The sequence below is a fragment of the Aeromonas sp. 102P genome, from assembly GCF_051920345.1.
Taxonomy (GTDB): domain Bacteria; phylum Pseudomonadota; class Gammaproteobacteria; order Enterobacterales; family Aeromonadaceae; genus Aeromonas; species Aeromonas veronii.
The window spans coordinates 1-21,942 of sequence record NZ_JBQBCZ010000010.1 but is presented as its reverse complement, the minus strand read 5'-3'; the positions used below and the strand labels follow the sequence as shown (position 1 = coordinate 21,942).

General features: G+C 59.2%; 19 protein-coding genes. 13 read left to right on the top strand and 6 right to left on the bottom strand.

The window, feature by feature from the left end:
• Window positions 1-66: 66 nt before the first annotated feature.
• The 7 genes from hslO to ACTG1K_RS24025 all read left to right on the top strand — a co-directional run bounded on the left by hslO (window position 67) and on the right by ACTG1K_RS24025 (window position 7,088).
• A complete protein-coding gene (gene hslO / locus ACTG1K_RS24055; RefSeq protein WP_335848673.1) occupies window positions 67-951 on the top strand; it encodes an Hsp33 family molecular chaperone HslO in 885 nt (294 codons plus the stop codon).
• A gap of 149 nt (window positions 952-1,100) precedes the next feature.
• On the top strand, window positions 1,101-2,726 hold the full coding sequence (pckA, locus tag ACTG1K_RS24050) for a phosphoenolpyruvate carboxykinase (ATP) (RefSeq protein ID WP_005340139.1): 1,626 nt from the start codon (window positions 1,101-1,103) through the stop codon (window positions 2,724-2,726).
• Window positions 2,727-2,919: 193 nt separating this feature from the next.
• The gene (locus ACTG1K_RS24045; RefSeq protein ID WP_005340138.1) at window positions 2,920-3,585 is read left to right on the top strand and encodes a GntR family transcriptional regulator; all 666 of its coding nucleotides are present in this window, start codon (window positions 2,920-2,922) and stop codon (window positions 3,583-3,585) included.
• 33 nt (window positions 3,586-3,618) lie between these two features.
• Entirely contained in the window at window positions 3,619-5,421 is a 1,803-nt protein-coding gene (locus ACTG1K_RS24040) for an aminopeptidase P family protein (protein ID WP_440004681.1), read from the top strand.
• 87 nt (window positions 5,422-5,508) lie between these two features.
• Complete coding sequence (locus ACTG1K_RS24035; RefSeq protein ID WP_440004682.1) at window positions 5,509-5,913, top strand: nitrous oxide-stimulated promoter family protein; 405 nt, start codon at window positions 5,509-5,511, stop codon at window positions 5,911-5,913.
• Window positions 5,914-6,025: 112 nt separating this feature from the next.
• Window positions 6,026-6,523 carry a GNAT family N-acetyltransferase gene (locus tag ACTG1K_RS24030; protein ID WP_005356536.1) on the top strand — a complete coding sequence of 166 codons (498 nt, stop codon included), beginning with the start codon at window positions 6,026-6,028 and terminating at the stop codon, window positions 6,521-6,523.
• 97 nt (window positions 6,524-6,620) lie between these two features.
• Complete coding sequence (locus tag ACTG1K_RS24025) at window positions 6,621-7,088, top strand: glycine zipper 2TM domain-containing protein (RefSeq protein WP_005340126.1); 468 nt, start codon at window positions 6,621-6,623, stop codon at window positions 7,086-7,088.
• An 83-nt stretch (window positions 7,089-7,171) separates the two neighbouring features.
• Here the strand turns inward: ACTG1K_RS24025 and amt are convergent, their stop codons facing one another.
• Entirely contained in the window at window positions 7,172-8,599 is a 1,428-nt protein-coding gene (gene amt / locus ACTG1K_RS24020) for an ammonium transporter (RefSeq protein WP_440004683.1), read from the bottom strand.
• Between the two features lie 505 nt (window positions 8,600-9,104).
• Here amt and ACTG1K_RS24015 point away from each other — a divergent pair.
• A complete protein-coding gene (locus ACTG1K_RS24015; protein WP_440004684.1) occupies window positions 9,105-10,028 on the top strand; it encodes a GGDEF domain-containing protein in 924 nt (307 codons plus the stop codon).
• Window positions 10,029-10,117: 89 nt separating this feature from the next.
• Here ACTG1K_RS24015 and ACTG1K_RS24010 read toward each other — a convergent pair whose 3' ends face one another.
• On the bottom strand, window positions 10,118-10,741 hold the full coding sequence (locus ACTG1K_RS24010) for an outer membrane beta-barrel protein (protein WP_425854719.1): 624 nt from the start codon (window positions 10,739-10,741) through the stop codon (window positions 10,118-10,120).
• Between the two features lie 250 nt (window positions 10,742-10,991).
• On the opposite strand from ACTG1K_RS24010, the gene ACTG1K_RS24005 reads away from it, so the two are divergent.
• Entirely contained in the window at window positions 10,992-11,630 is a 639-nt protein-coding gene (locus tag ACTG1K_RS24005) for an exopolysaccharide biosynthesis protein (RefSeq protein WP_425854673.1), read from the top strand.
• Between the two features lie 66 nt (window positions 11,631-11,696).
• Here ACTG1K_RS24005 and ACTG1K_RS24000 read toward each other — a convergent pair whose 3' ends face one another.
• Both ACTG1K_RS24000 and ACTG1K_RS23995 read right to left on the bottom strand, forming a co-directional pair.
• A complete protein-coding gene (locus tag ACTG1K_RS24000) occupies window positions 11,697-12,971 on the bottom strand; it encodes an amino acid permease (protein ID WP_101530032.1) in 1,275 nt (424 codons plus the stop codon).
• A 471-nt stretch (window positions 12,972-13,442) separates the two neighbouring features.
• Window positions 13,443-14,333: a diguanylate cyclase gene (locus ACTG1K_RS23995; RefSeq protein ID WP_425854669.1), complete on the bottom strand. Its 891-nt coding sequence runs from the start codon at window positions 14,331-14,333 to the stop codon at window positions 13,443-13,445.
• A 349-nt stretch (window positions 14,334-14,682) separates the two neighbouring features.
• Between ACTG1K_RS23995 and ACTG1K_RS23990 the strand changes: the two genes are divergently transcribed.
• On the top strand, window positions 14,683-15,000 hold the full coding sequence (locus ACTG1K_RS23990; protein WP_005355042.1) for a DUF6968 family protein: 318 nt from the start codon (window positions 14,683-14,685) through the stop codon (window positions 14,998-15,000).
• A gap of 225 nt (window positions 15,001-15,225) precedes the next feature.
• Window positions 15,226-15,801 (top strand): hypothetical protein, encoded by a 576-nt coding sequence (locus ACTG1K_RS23985; protein WP_236288798.1) that lies wholly within the window; start codon window positions 15,226-15,228, stop codon window positions 15,799-15,801.
• Window positions 15,802-16,172: 371 nt separating this feature from the next.
• Here the strand turns inward: ACTG1K_RS23985 and ppc are convergent, their stop codons facing one another.
• On the bottom strand, window positions 16,173-18,806 hold the full coding sequence (gene ppc / locus ACTG1K_RS23980; protein WP_440004685.1) for a phosphoenolpyruvate carboxylase: 2,634 nt from the start codon (window positions 18,804-18,806) through the stop codon (window positions 16,173-16,175).
• Window positions 18,807-19,037: 231 nt separating this feature from the next.
• Complete coding sequence (gene argE / locus ACTG1K_RS23975) at window positions 19,038-20,183, bottom strand: acetylornithine deacetylase (protein ID WP_440004686.1); 1,146 nt, start codon at window positions 20,181-20,183, stop codon at window positions 19,038-19,040.
• A gap of 271 nt (window positions 20,184-20,454) precedes the next feature.
• Here argE and argC point away from each other — a divergent pair, with 271 nt between their 5' ends.
• The gene (gene argC / locus ACTG1K_RS23970) at window positions 20,455-21,462 is read left to right on the top strand and encodes an N-acetyl-gamma-glutamyl-phosphate reductase (RefSeq protein ID WP_440004687.1); all 1,008 of its coding nucleotides are present in this window, start codon (window positions 20,455-20,457) and stop codon (window positions 21,460-21,462) included.
• A gap of 23 nt (window positions 21,463-21,485) precedes the next feature.
• Window positions 21,486-21,942: amino acid kinase family protein (locus ACTG1K_RS23965; RefSeq protein WP_440006908.1), on the top strand; the 457-nt coding region annotated here is incomplete at its 3' end.

Genomic DNA, 21,942 nt, shown 5'->3' with positions numbered 1-21,942 from the left:
TTGATACCGGGCTGGCATCAACCCCAGCCCGCCCGATTTACCTCACCGAAAAGCCAGGAATACATGATGAGCAACCAAGATCTGCTGTATCGCTATCTGTTTGAAGAGTACGAAGTGCGTGGCGAGCTGGTCCAGCTGGATCACACCTACCGCCACGTAGTGGAAGCCCAGAACTACCCGGTGCAGGTGCAAAAACTGCTGGGCGAGCTGCTGGTCGCCACCAGCCTGCTGACCGCCACCCTCAAGTTTGAAGGCTCCATCACAGTGCAACTGCAGGGCGATGGCCCGGTGCGTCTGGCCGTGATCAACGGTGACAACAACCAGCAGCTGCGCGGCGTGGCCCGCTATGAAGGCGAACTGCCGAGCGATGGCAAGCTGCAGAGCCTGATTGGCAACGGCCAGCTGATCATCACCATCACCCCGGAGCAGGGCGAGCGCTATCAGGGCATCATCGCGCTGGACGCCGATACCCTGGCAGGCTGCCTGGAGCACTACTTCGCCCGCTCCGAACAGCTGGCCACCAAACTGTGGATCCGCACCGGCTATCACGAAGGTACGCCGCGCGCTGCCGGCATCATGCTGCAGGAGCTGCCCGCCCAGAGCGAGGATCACAGCAACGATTTCGATCACCTGACCCAGCTCACCTGCACCATCAAGGATGAAGAGCTGTTCGGCCTGCAGGCAGAAGAGATCCTCTACCGTCTCTACCATCAGGACAAGGTGCGAGTGTTCGATCCGCAGGCGGTCGAGTTCCGCTGCACTTGCTCCCGCGAGCGCTGTGAAGGGGCTCTGCTGCAGATAGAAAAGGAAGAGGTCATGGAGATGGTGCAGGAGCTCGGCAAGATCGACATGCACTGTGATTATTGCGGCGCCCAGTACCAATTTAATGGGATCGATGTCGAAACCCTGTTCAGCAGGGCTCCCGGCAATGATGCAAACCAGTTACACTAATTAAAGGCGGGCAAAACCCGCCTTTAACTTTAATAACAAAAAAATACCCTATTTTATAAAGTTTGATGGCGATCGCTAAACTCTACCACCTAAGTGATAGTATGACCGTCAGATAGAACCCTACCAACCTCTGAACCCAGGAGAATACAATGACAATCGTGGCAGAACCCACCCTGGCCCAACAATTAGGACTGGACCAGTACGGCATCAAAAACAGCCAAGAAATCGTTCGCAACCCCTCTTACGAGCAGCTTTTCGCGGAAGAGACACGCCCTGACCTGGAAGGGTTCGAGCGCGGTGTGGTGACCGAGCTGGGCGCCGTCAACGTAAACACCGGTATCTTCACCGGTCGCTCCCCGAAAGATAAATATATCGTCAAAGATGCCACTACCCAGGATACTGTGTGGTGGTCTGACCAGGGTAAAAACGATAACAAAGCCATTACCCCGGAAGTGTGGTCACATCTGAAAGGGCTGGTCACCAAACAGCTCTCCGGCAAGCGCCTGTTTGTGGTCGACGGTTTCTGCGGTGCCAACCCGGATACCCGCCTGGCCGTGCGCATCATCACCGAGGTGGCCTGGCAGGCACACTTCGTGAAAAACATGTTCATCCGCCCGAGTGATGAAGAGCTGAAAACCTTCAAGCCTGACTTCGTGGTGATGAACGGTGCCAAGTGCACCAACCCGAACTGGAAGGAGCAGGGTCTCAACTCCGAGAACTTTGTTGCCTTCAACATGACCGAGAAGATGCAGCTCATCGGTGGCACCTGGTACGGTGGCGAGATGAAGAAGGGCATGTTCTCCATGATGAACTACTTCCTGCCCCTGCGCGGCATTGCCTCCATGCACTGTTCCGCCAACGTGGGTCAGGACGGCGACGTTGCCATCTTCTTCGGCCTCTCCGGCACCGGCAAGACCACCCTATCCACCGATCCGAAGCGCCAGCTGATCGGCGATGACGAGCACGGCTGGGATGATCACGGCGTGTTTAACTTCGAAGGGGGCTGCTACGCCAAGACCATCAAGCTCTCCGAAGAGGCGGAGCCGGACATCTACCACGCCATCCGTCGCGATGCGCTGCTGGAGAACGTGACCGTTGCTGCCGATGGCACCATCGACTTCGATGATGGCTCCAAGACCGAGAACACCCGCGTCTCCTACCCCATCTATCACATCGACAACATCGTCAAGCCGGTCTCCAAGGCAGGTCACGCCACCAAGGTGATCTTCCTGACTGCCGACGCCTTCGGCGTGCTGCCTCCGGTCTCCAAACTGACCAAGGAGCAGACCAAGTACCACTTCCTGTCTGGCTTCACCGCCAAACTGGCCGGTACCGAGCGCGGCATCACAGAGCCGACTCCGACCTTCTCCTCCTGCTTCGGCGCAGCCTTCCTCTCCCTGCACCCGACCAAGTACGGTCAGGAGCTGGTGAAACGGATGGAAGCGGCAGGTGCAGAAGCCTATCTGGTCAACACCGGCTGGAACGGCACCGGCAAGCGCATCTCCATCAAGGATACCCGCGCTATCATCGACGCCATCCTGGATGGCTCCATCGAGAAGGCCGAGACCAAGGTGCTGCCGATCTTCAATCTGGAGATCCCGACCGCGCTGCACGATGTGAACCCGGCGATCCTCGACCCGCGCGACACTTACGCCGACAAGGCCGAGTGGGATGCCAAGGCCGTCGATCTGGCAGGCCGCTTCATCAAGAACTTCGAGCGCTTCACCGATAACGACGAAGGCAAACGTCTGGTTGCGGCAGGCCCGCAGCTGTAACAGGCTCGCTTCGTATCAGTGACATCATGCCGGTCAGCCACGCTGACCGGCATTTTTGTTTTTGTGGAGCCCCGAACGCCGCCATCACCCCCGTTAAAGGGGCCAAAACCTTGCCTTTGCCCATTGTGACAGGTTAGATTCAGCCAAACTTTATACAATATACAATTCTGTAACGCGCAATCGTGACCCGACCATGACCCCACCCTACAAGACCCGAACCCAGATGGTGATGGAAAACCTCCGTGGCCGGATCCTCCGTGGGGAGTTCCCCGCTGGCGCCCCCTTGCGTCAGGATGCCATCGCCAAAGAGCTGGCCGTGAGCCGCATCCCGGTGCGCGAAGCCCTGATGCAACTGGAAGCGCAGGGGCTGGTGAAGTTCGAAGCCCATCGCGGCGCCGTGGTCACCATGCTGGACGCCTCGGCCATTGAAGAGCTCTTTTATTTGCGAGCGCTGCTGGAAGCCGATACCCTGTTTCACGCCGTCGACAAGATGACGGAAGCCACCTTCGCGCAAGCGGAGGCGATCCTCGCCCAGTTTGATCACGCCCTGGAGTCAGGCACCCAGATCGAACATTGGGCCGAGTTGAACCACAGCTTTCACGCCACCCTCTATCAGGCAGCCGGTCGCCCCCAGGCACTTGAACTGATCGCCCAGATCAATCTGAGCTGTGACCGCTATGTCCGCTTCGAGCTGCTCTTTGCCAGCGACGGGGTGGACAAGGCGGAGCGTGAACACGCCCAATTGCTGGAACTGTGCCGCGCCCGGCGCAAGCACGAGGCGGTGGTGCTGCTCAGGCAGCATATCGAAGCAGCGGGTCAGTCGATCAAGCGGATCCTGGCCAGCGGCCATAAAAACTGAACACTCATATAGCAACCATCTGGCACTAACGACATGAATAATTTCGAGATAATTGAAACCCGCGTCGCCCAAGTCAGGGCCGAGCTGGCCATGCAGGAGTTGGACGCATTTATCGTCCCCCACGATGATGAGCACCTCGGCGAGTACATCCCCGCCTACGCCGAGCGGCTGGACTGGATCACAGGGTTCAATGGCTCCGCCGGCGTTGCCATCATCATGGCCCAGCGTGCCGCCCTCTTCGTCGATGGTCGCTACACGGTGCAGGCCCGCATGCAGGCGCCGTCCGAGCTGTTCGAATGTCTCCACCTCATTGAAGATCCCCATGTACAGTGGCTGGCCGAGCAGCTGCCCTCCGGCTCCCGGGTTGGCTTCGATGCCCGCCTGCACAGCCTGACTTGGTACAAGAACGCCAAGGCCGTGCTGGCCGATCGCGGTATCGAGCTGATCCGCGTCGAGCAGAACCCTATCGACCTAAACTGGAGCGAGCGCCCGGAGCCGACCAAGAGCCCGGTCATCCTCTACAGCGAGGAGCTGGCGGGCCAGTCCAGCCAGTCCAAACGTGAACAGCTGGCAGCAGACCTGCGCAAGCGCGGGCTGGATGCCGTGCTGCTGACCCAGGCCGAGCCCATCAACTGGTTGCTCAACCTGCGTGGCCGCGACATCGACCGGCTGCCGGTGGTGCTGGGCTTTGCGGTGCTCTACGCCAATACCAGCATGGATTTCTTCGTCGATACCGACAAAATTGACTGCTTTGCTTTCACCCAACACGTTGGCCAGGATGTCTCCGTCTACCCCATCGACAAGCTGGGCGACGTGTTGCAGCGCATCGGTGAAGATCAGCAGAAGGTGCTGGCCGATCCGGACAGCGCCAACGCCTGGACCCAGCTCGTCATGGAAGAGGCGGGCGCCATTCTGGTGGCAGGGCAAGACCCCACCATGCTGCCGAAAGCATGCAAGAACGAAATCGAACTGACCGGCATGCGTGCCGCTCACCTGCGTGATGGCGTGGCCATGACCCGCTTCCTCGCCTGGCTGGATCGGCTGGTCGCCTCCGGCGAGTTCGAGGGGGTGGATGAAGGCACTCTGGCCGATCAGGTGGAAGCGTTCCGCCGCGAGCAGGAGCACTACGTCGAGCCGAGCTTCGATACCATCTCCGCGCTCGGCCCCAACGCCGCCATGTGCCACTACCACCATACCAACGGCACCCCACGCGCGTTTGGCCAGGACAGCCTCTATCTGCTGGATTCCGGCGCCCAGTATATGGATGGCACCACCGACATCACCCGCACCATCAAGGTTGGTGAGGTGAGCGACGAGCAGAAGGCGATGTTTACCCGGGTACTGCAGGGCCATATCGCGCTGGATCAGGCCCGCTTCCCCCGCGGCACCGCCGGTATCCAGCTCGACGTGCTGGCCCGCATGCCGCTGTGGCAAGCCGGTTACAACTACGACCACGGCACCGGTCACGGCGTCGGCCACTTCCTGAGTGTCCACGAAGGGCCCCAGCGCATCGCGCCGAAAGGGAGCATTGTTGCCCTGCAACCGGGCATGGTGCTCTCCAACGAGCCGGGCTACTACCGCGAAGATGGCTTCGGCATCCGCTGCGAGAACCTGGTAGTCGTGACCGAGCTGGAACAGGTTGGCGAGCTGCCGATGCTGGGCTTCGAGCGTCTGACCTATGTACCGTTCGATACCCGCCTGATCGACCGCAGTCTGCTGAGCCCGGCCGAATTCCGCTGGATCAACGAATACCATGTCGAGGTGTTCCGCCGCCTGAGCCCGTTGCTCGAGGGCGAAGATCTCGCCTGGCTGGAGCAGGCAACCAGCCTCATCTGATAACACAGGGCCTGCGGGCCCTGTTTTTTATCCCCCCTTTTGACCTGTATCAACACCCAAAGCGAGCAGGTCAGGAGAATGGCGGCCATGAAAAGTCATCATGCCAGCCCAGCCCGGAGCTCACACGCCGCAGCCAGCAAAAAGGCGAGTGACCATCCCAGACTCATGCGCGAGCAGCAGACGGTCAGCGCCATGATCCGCCTCTACTGCCAGCACCATCATCAGGATCCCCATTGCCGCCACTGTCGCCAGTTGCGGGATTTCGCCCATCAGCGCCTACGTCGCTGCCGTTATGGCCACGGCCACAAACCCACCTGCGCCAACTGCAATATCCACTGTTACGCACCGGCGATGCGCAAACAAATCCAGCAGGTGATGAAGTGGAGCGGCCCGCGCATGTTGCTGCGCCACCCCTGGCTCACCCTCCGCCACCTGCTCGACGGCTTGCGCAAAGCGCCCAAACTGCCCCAGAGCCGCCCCCTGCCGCCATAACCGCCAATCCCTTGCATCCGGCAGGGGATGACCACTACCCTATGACTCCTTTTCTGCCGTTGACCCCAAGGTCAGCGGCGTTGCCGATCCGTTTGCTGCCGATGGAGTCCTGATGCACCACAACCCGCCCCTGCTACGCCCCGCCACCCACAATGACATGCACGCCATCTGGCAGATCGATGCCAAGGTGTTTGGCGAAGATGTCTATCCCGCCTTCTTCTTCCGTCAGGCGATGGATTTGTGGCCCGAGTTGTTGCTGGTGGCCGAATACGAGGGGCAGCTGGTGGGTTATGTGCTGGGGGGATTCGGTCAGGAGCGGTCGCAAGGCTGGGTGCTCTCGCTGGCGGTGCTGCCCGAGGCGCGCGGTTTTGGTCTGGCCGAGCGAATGATGCGCCAGATGGAGGCCAACCAGCAGGCGCTGCAGATCAGCGAACTGCGGCTCACGGTCGATCCGGCCAATCCGGCCCAGCGCCTCTACTACCGGCTCGGTTACACATTGCAGGCGGAGGTCGCCGACTATTTCGGCCCCGGAGAAGACCGTCTGCTGCTGGTTAAAACCCTCTCCGGTACAGCTGCGATTCAAGGACAAAACCGGTTACAGAACGCATAATTGGTTACATTTTGCCGATTTCATGTGTGACGGGGTTGGAGTAAAGTTCACTCATCAACCGGATTGTTCAAATTACGTGCAGCCCAGGAGGCCCACCATGTTGAAGCGTATGACCCTTATTGCCCTGCTGGCAGCGACCACCATCACTGGATGCGCCAACAGTGACGTTTACTCTGGCGATGTTTACACCAAAGACCGCGCCAAACAGGTGCAGACAGTCAGCTACGGCACCATCATCTCCACCCGCCCGGTGAAGATCCAGGCCGATGAGAACTCCCTGATTGGCACCATTGGCGGCGCCGTAGTCGGTGGCCTGCTGGGCAGCACAGTCGGTGGCGGCACCGGACGTGACATCGCAGCCGCAGGCGGCGCCATCGCCGGTGCAGCGGCAGGTAACGCCATCGGCAACAAGATGAATCAGGTCGACGGCGTCGAGCTGGAGATCAAGAAAGAGAACGGCGAAGCCATCGTGGTCGTGCAGAAAGCCAGCCCCACCTTCACCCCGGGTGCTCGCGTGCGCATGACCCAGGGCAATGGCAGCATCAACGTGGCCGTCGTGAACTAAGAGTGTGAACTCAGGCTGTGCAGCTTTAGAGTCATAAAAAAACCGCCGGTTCCGGCGGTTTTTTTGTTGTCTGGCATTCGGGATTACATGCTGTAAGCCTTCTCGCCGTGGGAGGTGACATCCAGCCCTTCCCGCTCGGCATCGCCGTTCACCCGCAGACCCACCACCAGGTCAACCAGCTTGAAGGCAATCGCTGCCACGGCACCGGACCAGAGCAGGGTGACACCGACCCCGATAGCCTGGATCTTCACCTGAGTCAGGATGGAGTAGCCCTCGGCAACCTGATTGGTGACATAGTCCCACACCCCGGTGCCGCCCAGATCCGGGCTGGCAAAGACGCCGGTCAGCAGGGCGCCGAGAATGCCGCACACCCCGTGTACGCCAAACACGTCCAGACTGTCATCGGCACCCAGCAGGCGCTTGAGACCGTGGACACCCCACAGACCCGCCACGCCACTGATAAGGCCCATCGCCAGACCACCGCCCACACCGACGAAACCGGCTGCCGGAGTGATCACCACCAGACCGGACACAGCTCCGGATGCCGCACCCAGCAGGGAGGGACGTCCCTTCATCACCCACTCGGCCAGCGTCCATGACAGAGCTGCCGCAGCCGGCGCCACCCAGGTGTTGATAAAGGCGAGTGCGGCGATACCGTTGGCTTCCAGCGCGGAGCCGGCGTTGAAACCGAACCAGCCGAACCAGAGCAGGGAGGCGCCGATCATGGTCATGGTCAGGCTGTGGGGGGTCATGGGATCACGACCGTAGCCCAGACGCTTGCCCACCAGATAGGCACCCACCAGACCCGCCACGGCGGCGTTGATGTGCACCACTGTGCCGCCTGCAAAATCCAGCGCACCATGCTGGAACAGATAACCGGCAGTGGCGGTCGCTGTGGCCGCAGCCTCGGCGCTGGTATAGGCATCCGGACCCGCCCAGTACCACACCATATGAGCCAGCGGGATGTAGGCGAAGGTGAACCAGATCACCGAGAAGAGCAGCACGGCAGCGAACTTGATGCGCTCAGCGAACGCCCCCACGATAAGGCCGCAGGTGATGGCGGCAAAGGCCCCCTGGAACACCACATAGATCAGCTCGCTGATCCCGACACCCTTGCTGAAGGTGGCGGCGATGGAGTCAGGGGTCACCCCCTTGAGCAGCACCTTGCTGAAGGAGCCGTAGAAATTGCCCCCTTCGGTAAAGGCCAGCGAATAGCCGTAGATCACCCAGAGCACGCAGATGAGGCAGAACAGGGTAAAGACCTGCATCAGCACGCTCAGCATGTTTTTGGCCCGCACCAGACCACCGTAGAAGAGGGCGAGACCGGGGATCGACATCAGGATCACCAGCGCCGCCGAGAGCAGCATCCAGGTGTTGTCACCCTTGTTGATTGTCATGGCGGCAACCGGTGCCACCGCCGCCTGTACCTGAGCGACCTCTTCGGCCCAACTTGGGGTAACCAGCAAGGCAGGCAACATCGTCAGACCCGCCATCATCCATTTTTTGACCATAGAGCACTCTCCTTCCCTGTCGTACCGGTACAAGACCGGCTCCGTTTCCCTGATTGAATCTGTGGCGAACCGCAAGGTGTTGCTGCAACCCGCCAGAATCACACCCGCGCCCGGCACGGGGATGCCTCTTGCCACTTCCTCATCACTGCGTCTGCCGCCGATGACCGCAAGAGACCGTCTGACATGTAAAAAGCATAAAGCGGGCCACAAATATAAATCCTTTTAAATCATTGCATTAGTAAGAACGCGCATCATCAATGCACCAATTTGGCGCATGAGCTGCGCTAACCTGCCCAGGGGCGCCCTGTCACAGGGCAGGCGATACGTCGCGCACCAGAAGTGCGCAAACCCTGAGCCAGCCCACAAGCTGACGTCATCGATATCGCGCGCTGCGGGCCCGCTCGTTTACACTGACAGACCAGCCGTTTCCTGTTATCCGACCACGGCATGCCATTACGCAGCCTCTTGTTTGCAAGGTGATGGCAGTCCCAATCCGAGGAACACCATGCAGTTCGATCGTCTCGACATCAGCCTCTCCCACTACCGTCATCTCGACCGGGAGCATCGCGCCCACATCGCGCTGCTGGGGATAGTGATGCTGGCCATCATGTCCCTTCATCTGTTGCTGCTGCCACACTTCCCTTACGAGCGCTTTTACGCCGTCAGCTTTGGCTTCGAGGTGATCAACTGGCTCACCATGCTGTTCCTGTTCTGGGTGGTGCAGTGTGCCCACCTGCCCACCCACACCTACCGCATGCTCTCCTGCGGTCTGATGTTGTGGATCATGGGGGCCACCGCCGACATCATGGATGAGCTGGTGGCTCAGCCACTCTGGCTCGCCATCTATGCCGAGGATCTGCTGCGATCCAGCGGCATCCTGCTCAGCAGCATCGGCATCCTGAGCACCATACACCACCTCTTCCACATCAATACCCAGCTCAGACAGCAGGCGCTGTTCGACGATCTGACCCGGCTGCCAAACCGGCGCTACTTTCATCAGCAGCTGTTTCTGGAGCAGGGGATTTGCCACGCTCTCATCCTGCTGGATCTCGATCACTTCAAGGTGATCAATGACAACTACGGCCACGATATCGGGTATCGGGTGTTGCAGCAGTTTGGCGAGCTGTTGCAACAGCACTGCCCGCCCGGTGCGCTGGCGGCCCGTGTCGGGGGTGAAGAGTTTGCCCTGCTGCTGCCCGTCGCCCACGAAGCCGACTTGCAGCAACTGGCCAACACCCTGCTCACTGCGACCCGCACCATAGCCCCCGACCCGGCCCATACCATGACGGTCAGTCTGGGAGTGGGAGTACGCGAGCCCGGGGAGCCGGCAGTCTCGCTGTTCAAGCGGGTGGATCAGGCGCTTTATGGCGCCAAGGAGGCGGGTAGAAACTGTGCGGTATGGGCGACGCCGACTAATAAAGAGGCGTGAAGAGCTACCGATTGATTACCGATCAAGACGGAACATTGCTGCTGAAACAGGGGCCCAAGGGCCCCTGTTTCATGGGGAAAGTCCCCCGTCTAAAAGCGGAAGGTAAGACCGATATTGGCCTGCCACTGGGTTACCAGCTCCCCGCGCACCTTGAACACGCACTGCTCCGGGTTGCAGAGAAACTGGTTGTTGTCGTTGACCAGCGAGCCATAACCGCGCACCTCGGCCCGCAGGGCCAGATGCTCGGCGAGGCGCGGTTGCACCCCGAGCGCCAGCGACATGGAAGGGGTCACCTCGCTGTCGTAGGCGGCAAATCGGGTCACCCCGATCCCGGCGCCGATGTAGGGCGCCATCAGGTTGTCAGAGAGGGTCAGCGCACCGGCAAAGTGCAAAGTATCCACCGTCAGGCGATCCGGCAGGTCGGGAGAGAGGGTGGTGGACTGATGGCTGTAGAGCAGCTCGATCATGCCAGGATCATCTACCTCCTTGCTGATAAAGAGGCCCCAGCTGCCGGAGCCCTGTCCCTGCAGTGAATCAAACGATGCAGAAAGCGGCACCGGCTGCACCACATCGTCACTCTTCTCGAAGTCGATGGCTGAGCTGTAGCCGAAAAATGGCGTCACCTGCCAACCGGATGTGGTCGAGGCCTCGCTACTCCAGGCCTGCCCCAGTGGCAGCAACAGCCCCATCATCGCTATCCCGGCTCTCTTCATCATCATCCCCTGCTCCCTGTGTGATTGTGCAGAAAGCATACCAGAGGCGTCCTAGGCCCATCCTAAACGGCGGCTGTACCGGATCACTTTCATCGCGGGATTTCCCTCTCGCCGGAACCTCCGCCGAGCCGCCCCACTGGCACCGCTATGCGCCCCGCCACCATTCATCGACGGTTAACCTCTGCCACGTATGCTGGCGCCAAATCGGGTCATCGGGGCCCGTTATCACTACTCAAAAGGACATCAGGGAATGGTTGCCGCGCAACTCAACGACCCCAAAACTACCCTTGCGGATACCCTGCGGGCCACCGCGCACGCCATCGACGAGAGCCACATCAGCCTGCGCCAGATGCTCGCGCTGGTGGGCGAGCAGGGGATGCTGCTGTTTTGCGTGCTGCTCACCGTCCCCTTTCTGTTGCCGATCTCCATTCCCGGGGTCAGCACCCCGTTTGGCCTGTTGATCCTCTTTATCGGGATCGGCATCACCCTCAATCGGGTGCCCTGGCTGCCCGCCATGCTGATGGAGCGCCGCTTCGCCGCCGACCAGCTCAAGCCGACCCTGCACAAGGGGGCGGATCTGCTGGCCCGGGTCGATCGCGTTATCCGCCCACGCCTGCTGGTGCTGACCGGCAGCAACACGGTCAACCGCTGCAACGGCCTGCTGATCATGCTGGCAGCCCTGCTGCTGATGCTGCCCCTGGGCGCCATCCCGTTCACCAACGCCATGCCTGCCTGGGCCATCCTGCTGCTGGCCACCGGCATGTTGCAGCGGGACGGTCTGTTCGTTGCCAGCGGCTATCTGCTGGTAAGCGCAACCCTGGTCTGGTTCAGCGTGCTGGCCATCGGCTTGCTGATGGCGGGCCAGAGCGCCAGCGGCCTGCTCGGCTAACCCCGATGCACAGGAAAAGGGCGACCAGATGGTCGCCCTTTTTGATTTGTGCGGGATACCGCCCGGTCAAAGCAGATCGTAGATAAGGGCCGAGATGGCAAGCAGCCCCATCACCAACACAAAAAGGGTACTCGGCCCGCGATAACGCTTGAGTGCGGGCAAGCGATAGATGGAGCAGGCCGGCAGCAGAAACAGGATCACCGCGATCAGCGGGCCACTGACGCGCTCGATGATGTCGAGCACGTTGGGGTTCAGATAGGTGATGACGGCGGTCACCATAAACAGGATCACCGATGACACCCGGGCGATGGTTGACTCCTTGAGGGAGAGCCCCAGCCCCTGACAGGCACCGCTCACCATGCTCACCGTCCCCTCGCTCACCCCCATGGAGGTGCCGAGGAAGGATTTGGACATGGCCAGAATGGCGATGAGCGGCCCCACATAGGCGATCAGCGGATTGGAGAACTTGTTCGCCAGCGCCGACAGCACGGAGATATTGTCGGTGCGGGCCAGCGCCATCTCGGCCTGACTCAGGCTCATCACGCAGCTCACCACGAAAAAGAGCACGCTGCCACAAATCAGCATGCTGCTGTACTTGATGATCCGCTTGGCACGCAGGTCGGCACTCTCCTGACAGCGCTTTTTCTGCGCCGCGCTGAAGGAGGAGATAATGGGCGCATGGCTGAACGAAAACACCATCACCGGCACGATCAGCCAGAGTGATTTCCAGAACGCCGGATCACGCCAGTCCACCGCCTGACTCTCGCTGAAATAGGAGAGGCTCCACTGTGGCAGCAGATAGATGGAGAGGCCAATCAGAAAGGCGACCATCGGTAGCGCCAGCACGCTGATGGCCGACACCACGATCTGTTTGCCGGCCAGCAGCACCAGATGCAGACCCAGCATCACCCCCAACACCAGCAAGCCGCGCGGCAGCTCGGCATCCCCCAGCTGGTGAACCACGAAGCTCTGGATCGCGTTGGTGATGGAGATGCTGTAGACCAGAATGATGGGGTAGAAGGCCATCAGATAGACCAGCATCAGCAGTTTGCCCGCCTTGGCACCGAAGTGCTCCTCCACCACATGGGTGATATCCCCTTCCCGATGGGAGCTGGAGAGCACAAAGCGGCTCAATGCCCGGTGGGAATAATAAGAGAGCGGAAAAGCCAGCAATAAAATAAATAGCAAAATAACTGGGGAATTACTGCCAACAGTAATAGGGAGAAATAACGTACCGGCACCGACAGCAGTGGCATATAGGCCCATGGTCCATACCGAATCGCTTTTCTCCCATTTCAATTTTGAAACAGGGTTACTCTTTTCAGCAATAGAAACACTCATTGCAATATATACCTTATTAATCTGTCATCATTATTTTTATTGGCCCGAATAACAGGCTGGAGATATGTCGTTGCATATCGCCCTGCACATGAAAAAACAACGCCGCCAGCGGCCAACAGGGCCACCGGAGAGAAACGGAGCTGCCACGCTACCATCGTTGAAATCGCAATCCGGGTCAAGGTTAATAATTCATGACTGTTTGAATCGGAATGTTTCAAAAGACAACAGGATGTATCACATTCGTCACCCAAAACCCGATTCAAACCTGTTTGATAACATACCGATAAAACCTCATGCTGTTGCCCAACAACATAAATAAGACCAGCGATCAGGCCGATAATATTAACACCTTAAGCTGTGGAATATGAGTTAAATAATACGGCCAACTTTTCTACTAATTGATAGTGATGTCAGCCAATTTATTCAGGGTAAAAGCGCAGGCTATTTCCAACAGCGACCGGAGCGGCACTTTCAACCTGCCGGGCAGTGCGCCACCCGGTTGCGGCCTGCCCGCTTGGCCCGATAGAGCCACTCGTCGGCCCGAGCCAGCGCCTGATTGATATCCTCCTCCGGCTGCACCAGGGTTGTGCCCAGACTGACCGTGATGGCGACCGGATCGGCAGGCAGCGCTTCGACGGCGGCGCGGATCTGCTCCGCCATCTGCTGCAAACCGGCTTCATCGATCCCCGGCAGCAGGATCAGAAACTCCTCACCACCGCTGCGTACAAAGAGGTCGTCCGCCCGCAACAGGGCATCGATACAACTACTGAAGCGCTGCAAGGCCCGATCTCCCTGCTGATGGCCGTAACGATCGTTGAGCTGCTTGAAGTGATCGATGTCGAGCATGATAAGACCACAGGGCACCTCCCCTGCCCGCAGCGGCTGACAGTGTTCGAAGAAGTAGCGACGGTTGTAGAGGCCGGTCAGCTGGTCGGTTTCACTCTGGCGCAGCAGTCGCTGCTGCAACTCGTACTGGCGGGTGATATTGCGGGTCACCCAGGCTACCGCCCGCTTGCCGTCATAGAGGGAGGGCAGCGGCGCAATCTTGCCCTCAAAACGCTGTATCCCTTGCGGCCCGGCGGCGGCATTGATCCCCCCCACCTCGGCTGCTGAGAGCTCATACTCCACCACCCGCACCTGACCGCTCGCCAGCGACTCGGCTACCTGCGCCTTGACCCATATGGCCATCTCGGGTGGCAGCACATCGGCCAGCTGCTTGCCCGCCAGCGGATTGCCGTCGTGATAGGATTGCTGCTCCATACCGCCGATATATTCCACGTAATAGCCATCTTCACTGAGGATAAAGACGGGATCTGGCAGCTGGGCCATCACTTCATAAAGCTGGGTTACCGAAAGCGCCACGGAGACTCCTGTACTTCAACGTCAAACAGGGGGGAGATATTCTGCCTCAAGAGGACTCACTCGCCCTCATCGGCAGAACAGAAAAATCTGCGGCCACAGCCAACAATCCTTTACATCTAGCAGCCTGCCAGCCTCTCGGCCACCACCTGTGGCCAGCGCGTTGCTACTCCCGCCACTGCGCTCGCTCACGGCGGCGAAAGCCCCCTCACCCGGTCACGCATATCCCATTGTTTCAACTCACAAGTTCATTTACGCTGGCCGTCCTGAGTCCAGTTTTCACCTCATCAGCCATCAGGAATGCCAGCCACCCGCAACCGCAGGGGCTGTACCACGGAAAAGGAATCGCCAGATGAAAAACGCCATCGTTACCGCCCGCTTCGACGCTATCAGCACCGAAGGGGAACAGCTCACCCTCAAGATCGCCATCAAGGCCCCCGAGCCGGATCCCAAGTCCGCCAGCGGTGACTGGCGCTGCAAGGTGAAGCTGGCAGGGCTGAGCGACAAGACCTTTATCTACGGCATCGACAGCCTGCAGGCCCTGAGCCTCGCCATCAAGTTTGTCGAAACCGAACTGCGCGCTTTCTCCGATGCGGGCTGGCAGTTCTATCTGCCCAATTGCCCCGATCACCCCATCGACATGAGCGCCTGCTACTTCCCGGCGCTCTAGCCCAAGGTCAACTCAGGGAGCATGGGGTGCAGCCCAGCTCCCACAATATCCCTTTCATCGACAACGAGCTCATCATAGGCAAGTGCTGCCCCACAACCCGCAATGCCAAGGGTACTGTCAGAAAATTTGACAATTAAATCAATAGCATGCATCCAAAAAACAATTGACAATAATTCTCATTTAATCAATGGTTAATTTCCAAATGAACCACTCTGGAGATAGTGGATGAAGCTCTGTTTAACCACAGCATTATTGCTGTGCAGTATTTCAAGTGCCAATGCCAATACTTGCCCATTGAGTAACTGCAACACACTACACGCTGGTGAAAATTACTCTATTAATGCCGATAGAAAGTATTGCATCAATTTCAACAAAGAAAACATCACGGTGGTAAACCTTTCGAGTCGATACATTGAAATAGAAGACAAAAATTCAAATCCAACTGTTATATACCCTGGTGAATTTGTTGATGTCGATACCATATCAACAATCGCAAATTCAACCAAGGTAGTTATCAGCATAGAGCACGATAGCTTTATCGTTATAAGAGATATAAATGAAAGCAAGCGTAACAAGAGAGCGGCACCCGCATTGGTATGGGCAGGCGGCGGGGCCGTTATGGGGGCGATGGGCGTCATTGCCAACAATCCTGATGCCAGCATGAGAGAGATTGCTGCAGGTGCATTTGGTGGTGCCGTTACCGGTAGGTTAAGCCCCATCATGGGAAGTGGTGTCGCAGGCATGATGGCTTCAGGCAGTGCTGGCCTGGCAGCAAGCGGTGGCTGTGCCTCATGTCACTAGTGATGATGATCGTCACATTGATAGCGGCCGTTGTAGCACCCTTTCTTTTAAGCAACAACCTTGCCCATCGAATTGCACTGCTACTAATTTCAAGCGGTTCAATACTATTTAATTATCTCTCGGGTACTTTCTCAGCCTGGATATGTTTAACCTTTATTGTATTTACAGTTATTTTAAAGGTTAACTATCGTTCTACTCTGGTGCGTTGTGATGATGCAATACTAGGTTGCTATATAATTTTCTACATCCAGCCATTAGTTTTCAGGATGATTTAAAACTCTCTATTTAAATGAAGCTGACAAAATAAACTAGCCATAAAAAGAGCGCATATTATGCGCTCTTTTTATTTAAGACCTGTTTGGTAATATTTATCAACCCGTATTACGCATCCCTGCGGCAATACCGGCGATGGTGACCATCAGCGCCTTGTCCAGCTCGGGGTGCAGGGTCTCCGGGTGGTTGCGGGAGCGGTTGAGCAGCTCGGCCTGCAGCACGTTGAGCGGGTCTGTGTAGGGGTTGCGCAGCTTGATGGACTCCTTGATCCAGGGCTGATCCTCCAGCAGATCCCCGCGCGGGCTCAGCTTCAGCACCACCTCGATGGATTCGGCGAGCTCCTGACGCAGCTGTTTGCCAAGGCCCCACAGCTCCTGCGGTACCAGACGGGTGTCGTAGTACTCAGCGAGCCAGACGTCCGCCTTGAGGAACACCATCTCCAGCATCTCGAGGCGAGTGCGGAAGAAGGGCCACTGGGCGCTCATCTCTTCCAGCACCGCCAGCTTGCCACCGTCGATCGCCTGTTGCAGAGCCTTGTGGGCACCGAGCCAGGCCGGCAGCATCAGCCGGTTCTGAGTCCAGGCGAAGATCCACGGAATGGCGCGCAGGCTCTCGACACCGCCGTTGGGCTTGCGCTTGGAGGGACGGGAGCCGAGTGGCAGCTTGCCGAGCTCCATCTCCGGGGTGGCGGCACGGAAATAAGGGACGAAGTCCGGATGACCGCGCACGATACTGCGGTAGTGATCGCAGGAGTCGGCGGCCAGCTGTTCCATCACCTCGCGCCAGCACTCTTTCGGCTTGGGCGGTGGCAGCAGGTTCCCTTCCAGCACGGCGCTGGTGTAGAGCTCCAGACTCTTGATCGCCACTTTCGGCAGACCGAACTTGAAGCGGATCATCTCCCCCTGTTCGGTGGTACGCAAACCGCCGCGCAGGGATCCCGGCGGCTGGGAGAGGATGGCCTGATGTGCTGGCGCACCACCACGACCGACGGTACCGCCACGGCCATGGAACAGGGTGAGGCGGATGTTGTTGGCTTCGGCCAGCCCCACCAGGGATTCCATGGCGGCGTACTGGGCCCAGCCAGCGGCCATCATGCCCGCATCCTTGGCAGAGTCGGAGTAACCAATCATCACGTACTGACGGCCCTGAATGTAGCCGCGATACCAGTCTACCGAGAGCAGGCGCTCCATCACGGCGGTACCTGCCATCAGGTCATCCTGGGTTTCAAACAGCGGGGCGACCGGCATGCGGAACTTGCAGCCAGCCTCTTTGAGCAGCAGCTGCACCGACAGCACATCGGACGGCGCACCGGCCATGGAGATGATGTAGATACCGAACGCATCGGGGTCGTACTGGGCGATGACCTGACAGGTATCCAGTGTCTCGCGCACCTCGGCGCTCGGCTCCCAGTCGTGGGGAATGAGCGGGCGACGGGAGTTCAGTTCGTTAAGCAGGAAGGCCTGCTTGTCATCTTCGCTCCACTCGGCGTAGTCACCCAGACCCAGATAGCGGGTCAGCTCGGAGAAGACCAGCCCGTGACGCTCGCCATCCTGACGGATATCGAGCTTGACCAGATGGATGCCGAAACAGGCGACCTTGCGCAGCACGTCCAGCAGCATGCCGTCGGCGATGTTGCCCATGCCGCAGGCATGCAATGAGTGGTAGCAGAGCTCCAGCGGCTCGCGCAGCTGAGCGGTGGTCTTGACCAGATCCTGGCTCTCGCTCACCTGGCCCTGCACCTTGGCGGTGAGGTGCTCCTTGGTTTCGCGCAGCGCTTCACGCAGCTCGCGCACCAGCGCACGGTAGGGCTCGGGGTGATCGCCAACGCGAGCACGCACGTCGTCGGTGCAGTCGGACATGGAGAGCTCGGAGGTAAGCTCCTTGATGTCTTTGTAGAACAGACTCACCGCCATCCAGCGGCCCAGCTCCAGCACTTCGGCAGTCACCTTGGCGGTGACGAAGGGGTTGCCGTCGCGGTCACCGCCCATCCAGGAGGTGAACTTGACCGGCGCGGCATCCAGCGGCAGCCGCACACCCAGATGGTGTTGCAGACGCTCGTCCAGATTGCGCATGAATTCGGGAATGGCGGGCCACAGGCTGTTCTCCACCACGGCGAAGCCCCACTTGGCCTCGTCGACCGGAGTCGGGCGCTGTTCGCGGATCTCGTTGGTGTGCCACGCCTGATTGATGAGCTGCTCGATGCGATTGAGGATCTTGTCCCGCTCGCGGGGCAGCAGGTCGGAAAGCTCCAGCGCCTCGAGGCAGTCGTTGAGCTGTACGTGCTTGTGGATCAGGGTGCGACGGGTCACCTCGGTGGGGTGAGCGGTCAGCACCAGATCGATATCCAGCTCGCGCACGGCCTGAATGATGGCCTCTTGCGACAGGTTGGAGGCTTTCAGCTTGTCGAACATCTGCTCCAGCGGATCCGGGGTGCAGACCTGCTCTTCGCAGCGACGGGAGATGGTGTGGAACTGTTCCGCCACGTTGGCCAGATTGAGGAACTGGCTGAAGGCGCGGGCCACCGGCAGCAGTTCATCATCGCTCAGGGTGCGCAGGGTATCGAGCAGACGTTCCCGGTCTGATTCATTGCCCTTGCGGGAGGACTTGGCCAATTGGCGAATGGTTTCGATCTTGTCGAGAAAGGCCTGACCCTGATGATCCTTGATGGATTTACCCAGCAGCTGACCCAGCATACCTACGTTGGCGCGTAGTGCGGCGTACTTTTCGTTCATTCCACATCCTTATCTTGTTGGTGCCTGACACCCATCCGGGGTGCTAGACGACCTCACTTATTGTTGTGCGATTACAACATATGCTCCGTCATCTTAGGGTGACAATCTACCCAGATTGTCTGCGCAAGGTCAAATAACAGGCCGATTCAGAACATGTATTTCCATCACCACTCCACAACCGGCTTGTTATGTAACTTACTTACAGTTTTTACGCCCCTTTCACCGCCGCCGCTACAGGCAAAAACGTCTGATCAGGTGCTGCAACACCGAGGTGGTCGGCTTGACGAAGGAGAGGTCGAGATACTCATCCGGCTGGTGCGCCTGGGTGATATGACCGGGGCCCATCACTATGGTCTCGCAGCCAAGCTGCTGGATAAACGGCGCCTCGGTGCAGTAGTTGACCGACTCGGCGGCGCGACCGCTCGCCTTCTCCGCTTCGCGTACCAGCACAGAGTCATCGGCGCAGGCGTAGGCGGGGATCGGCTCGTGCAGGTGTTGCAGATGCAGGCAGCCGGGCTGGTGGATCTCGATGGGCGACAGCGCCTCTTTGAGCATCCCCATCAACTCGTCTGGCCCCACCTGCGGGGTGGGTCGCAGGTCGATATGCAGCTCGCAGCAGCCGCAGATGCGGTTCGGGCTGTCGCCCCCCTGAATGTAACCCAGGTTCAGGGTCGGCTGCGGCACGGCAAAGCGGTGGTCGGCGTAACGATCTTTCAGATCCTGCTGCAAGCGCAGCACCTGCCCCATCGCCTTGTGCATGATCTCCATGGCGTTGACGCCGTTGGCGGGATCCGAGCTGTGACCGCTCTTGCCGGTAATGCGGATCGCCTCCGACATATGCCCCTTGTGGGCCACCACCGGCACCAGTCCGGTCGGCTCGCCAATCACGGCGTAGTCGGGTTTCAGCTCGGCCGCCGCGGCGATGGCGCGGGCCCCCGCCATGGTGGTCTCTTCATCGGCGGTAGCGAGAATACGCAGCGGCTTGTTGAGCTTGGTGAGTTCAATCTCTTTGAGCGCCTCGACGATAAAGGCGAAGAAGCCCTTCATGTCGATGGTGCCGAGGCCATAGAGACGGTTGCCCTCTTCGGTCACCTTGAAGGGATCCTTGCTCCAGCTCCCCTCATCGAACGGCACCGTATCGGTGTGGCCCGCCAGCAGCAGACCGCCCTCTCCCTGACCGATCGTCGCCACCAGATTGAATTTGCCCGGCAGATCAGGAAGCGCCGTCACCTCGCACTGAAAACCGAGTTGACCGAAGCAGTCAGCCAGCAGCCGGATCACCGCCTCGTTGCTCTGATCCCACTTGGGATCCGTGCTGCTGATAGAGGGAATCGCAATAATATTCTTGTAGAGTGAAAAAAAATCCAGATTGGCCATCAGCTCCTCCTTGCGTCCCCGGAATGTTTCTGTTAGAAAATACAAATGCAAAGTGAGTGCATGAATATTCTGTAATTTTACCTGAATATCTGGCTCATCAACAAAGGCTTCTAGTTGTAAGGGAAAGTTAATGTTCTGTCACCTGATCTATAACCGACGACACACACCCGCCTGAATTGCCCCTCCGCACTTGTGCAAAGGGGCGATCGAACACCCTTGTGCACTGCAGCGTCATGCTGTGAATCTCGAACTCTGACTTGGAATATTCAACATGCTTAACACCGTTATCGTCGGTGCCAGTGGCTACGCGGGAGCCGAACTGGCCGCACTGGTACAGAATCATCCACAACTCAAACTGTTCGGCCTCTATGTCTCGGCCGGCAGTCAGGATGCCCACAAGCGCTTCTCTTCCCTGCATCCCCAGTGGGTCGGTGCCCTCGATCAGCCGCTGCTGCCGCTGGACGACGACGGCATGACCCGGATCCTGACCCAGGCCGATCTGGTGCTGCTGGCCACCGCCCACGAGGTGAGCGCCGAGCTCGCACCCAAGTTTCTCGCCAAGGGGCTGCCGGTGTTCGATCTCTCCGGCGCCTTCCGGGTCAAGGATCAGGGCTTTTACGACAGCTTCTACGGATTCACCCACGACAGCGAACAGTGGCTGGATCAGGCCGCCTACGGTCTGGCCGAGTGGAATGCCGATGCCATCGCCAGCGCCCAGCTGGTAGCCGTACCCGGTTGCTACCCGACAGCATCGCTGTGCGCCCTCAAGCCGCTGCAGCAGGATGGCCTGATTGCCAAGGGGTGGCAGCCCATCATCAACGCCGTCTCCGGGGTTTCCGGCGCCGGTCGCAAAGCGGCCATCAACACCAGCTTCTGCGAAGTGAGCCTCAACCCTTACGGCACCTTCAACCACAGACACCAGCCGGAGATCAGCCACCACCTCGGCAAGGAGGTGCTGTTCCAGCCCCACCTTGGCAACTATGTGCGCGGCATTCTGGCCACCATCTATGTGCAGCTGGCGGACGGCGTGACGCCGACCCAGGTGGATCAGGCCTTCCTCAAGGCTTACGAAGGCAAGCCGCTGGTGCGCCTCACCGGCCAGATGCCCTCTATTCGCGGTGTGGCAAACACCCCTTACTGCGATATCGCCTGGCAACAGCAGGGCAACATGCTGGTGGTGGTATCCGCCATCGACAACCTGCTCAAGGGCGCCGCCTCCCAGGCCATGCAGTGCATAAATATCAAATTCGGATTTGAACCGGCCACCGGCCTGATTTAAGGACTCAAGGAAGGATTGCAACGATGAACAAGCAGACTCTGGTAATCAAGCTGGGCGGTGCCCTTATCGAGAACGACGAGGCGCTGACCGCCCTGTTCGCCACCCTCAAAACCTTTCTCGACGATCAGCACCGTCCGCTGGTGCTGGTGCACGGCGGTGGCTGTCTGGTGGATGACCTGCTCAAGGGGCTGGGTCTCACCTCCACCAAGAAGAATGGCTTGCGGGTGACCCCGTTCGAGCAGATCCCCTTTATTGCCGGGGCGCTGGCGGGCACAGCCAACAAGCAGATGATGGCCAAGGCGATCGCCACCGGCATTCCGGCGGTGGGGCTCTGTCTGGCAGATGGCGGCCTGTGTCAGGTGACCCAGCTCGACCCGGATCTCGGCGCGGTCGGCGAGTGCAAACCGGGCAACCCGGCACTGGTAGCAGGCATCCTCGGTCAGGGCTTCTTGCCGGTGGTGAGCTCCATCGGCATCACAG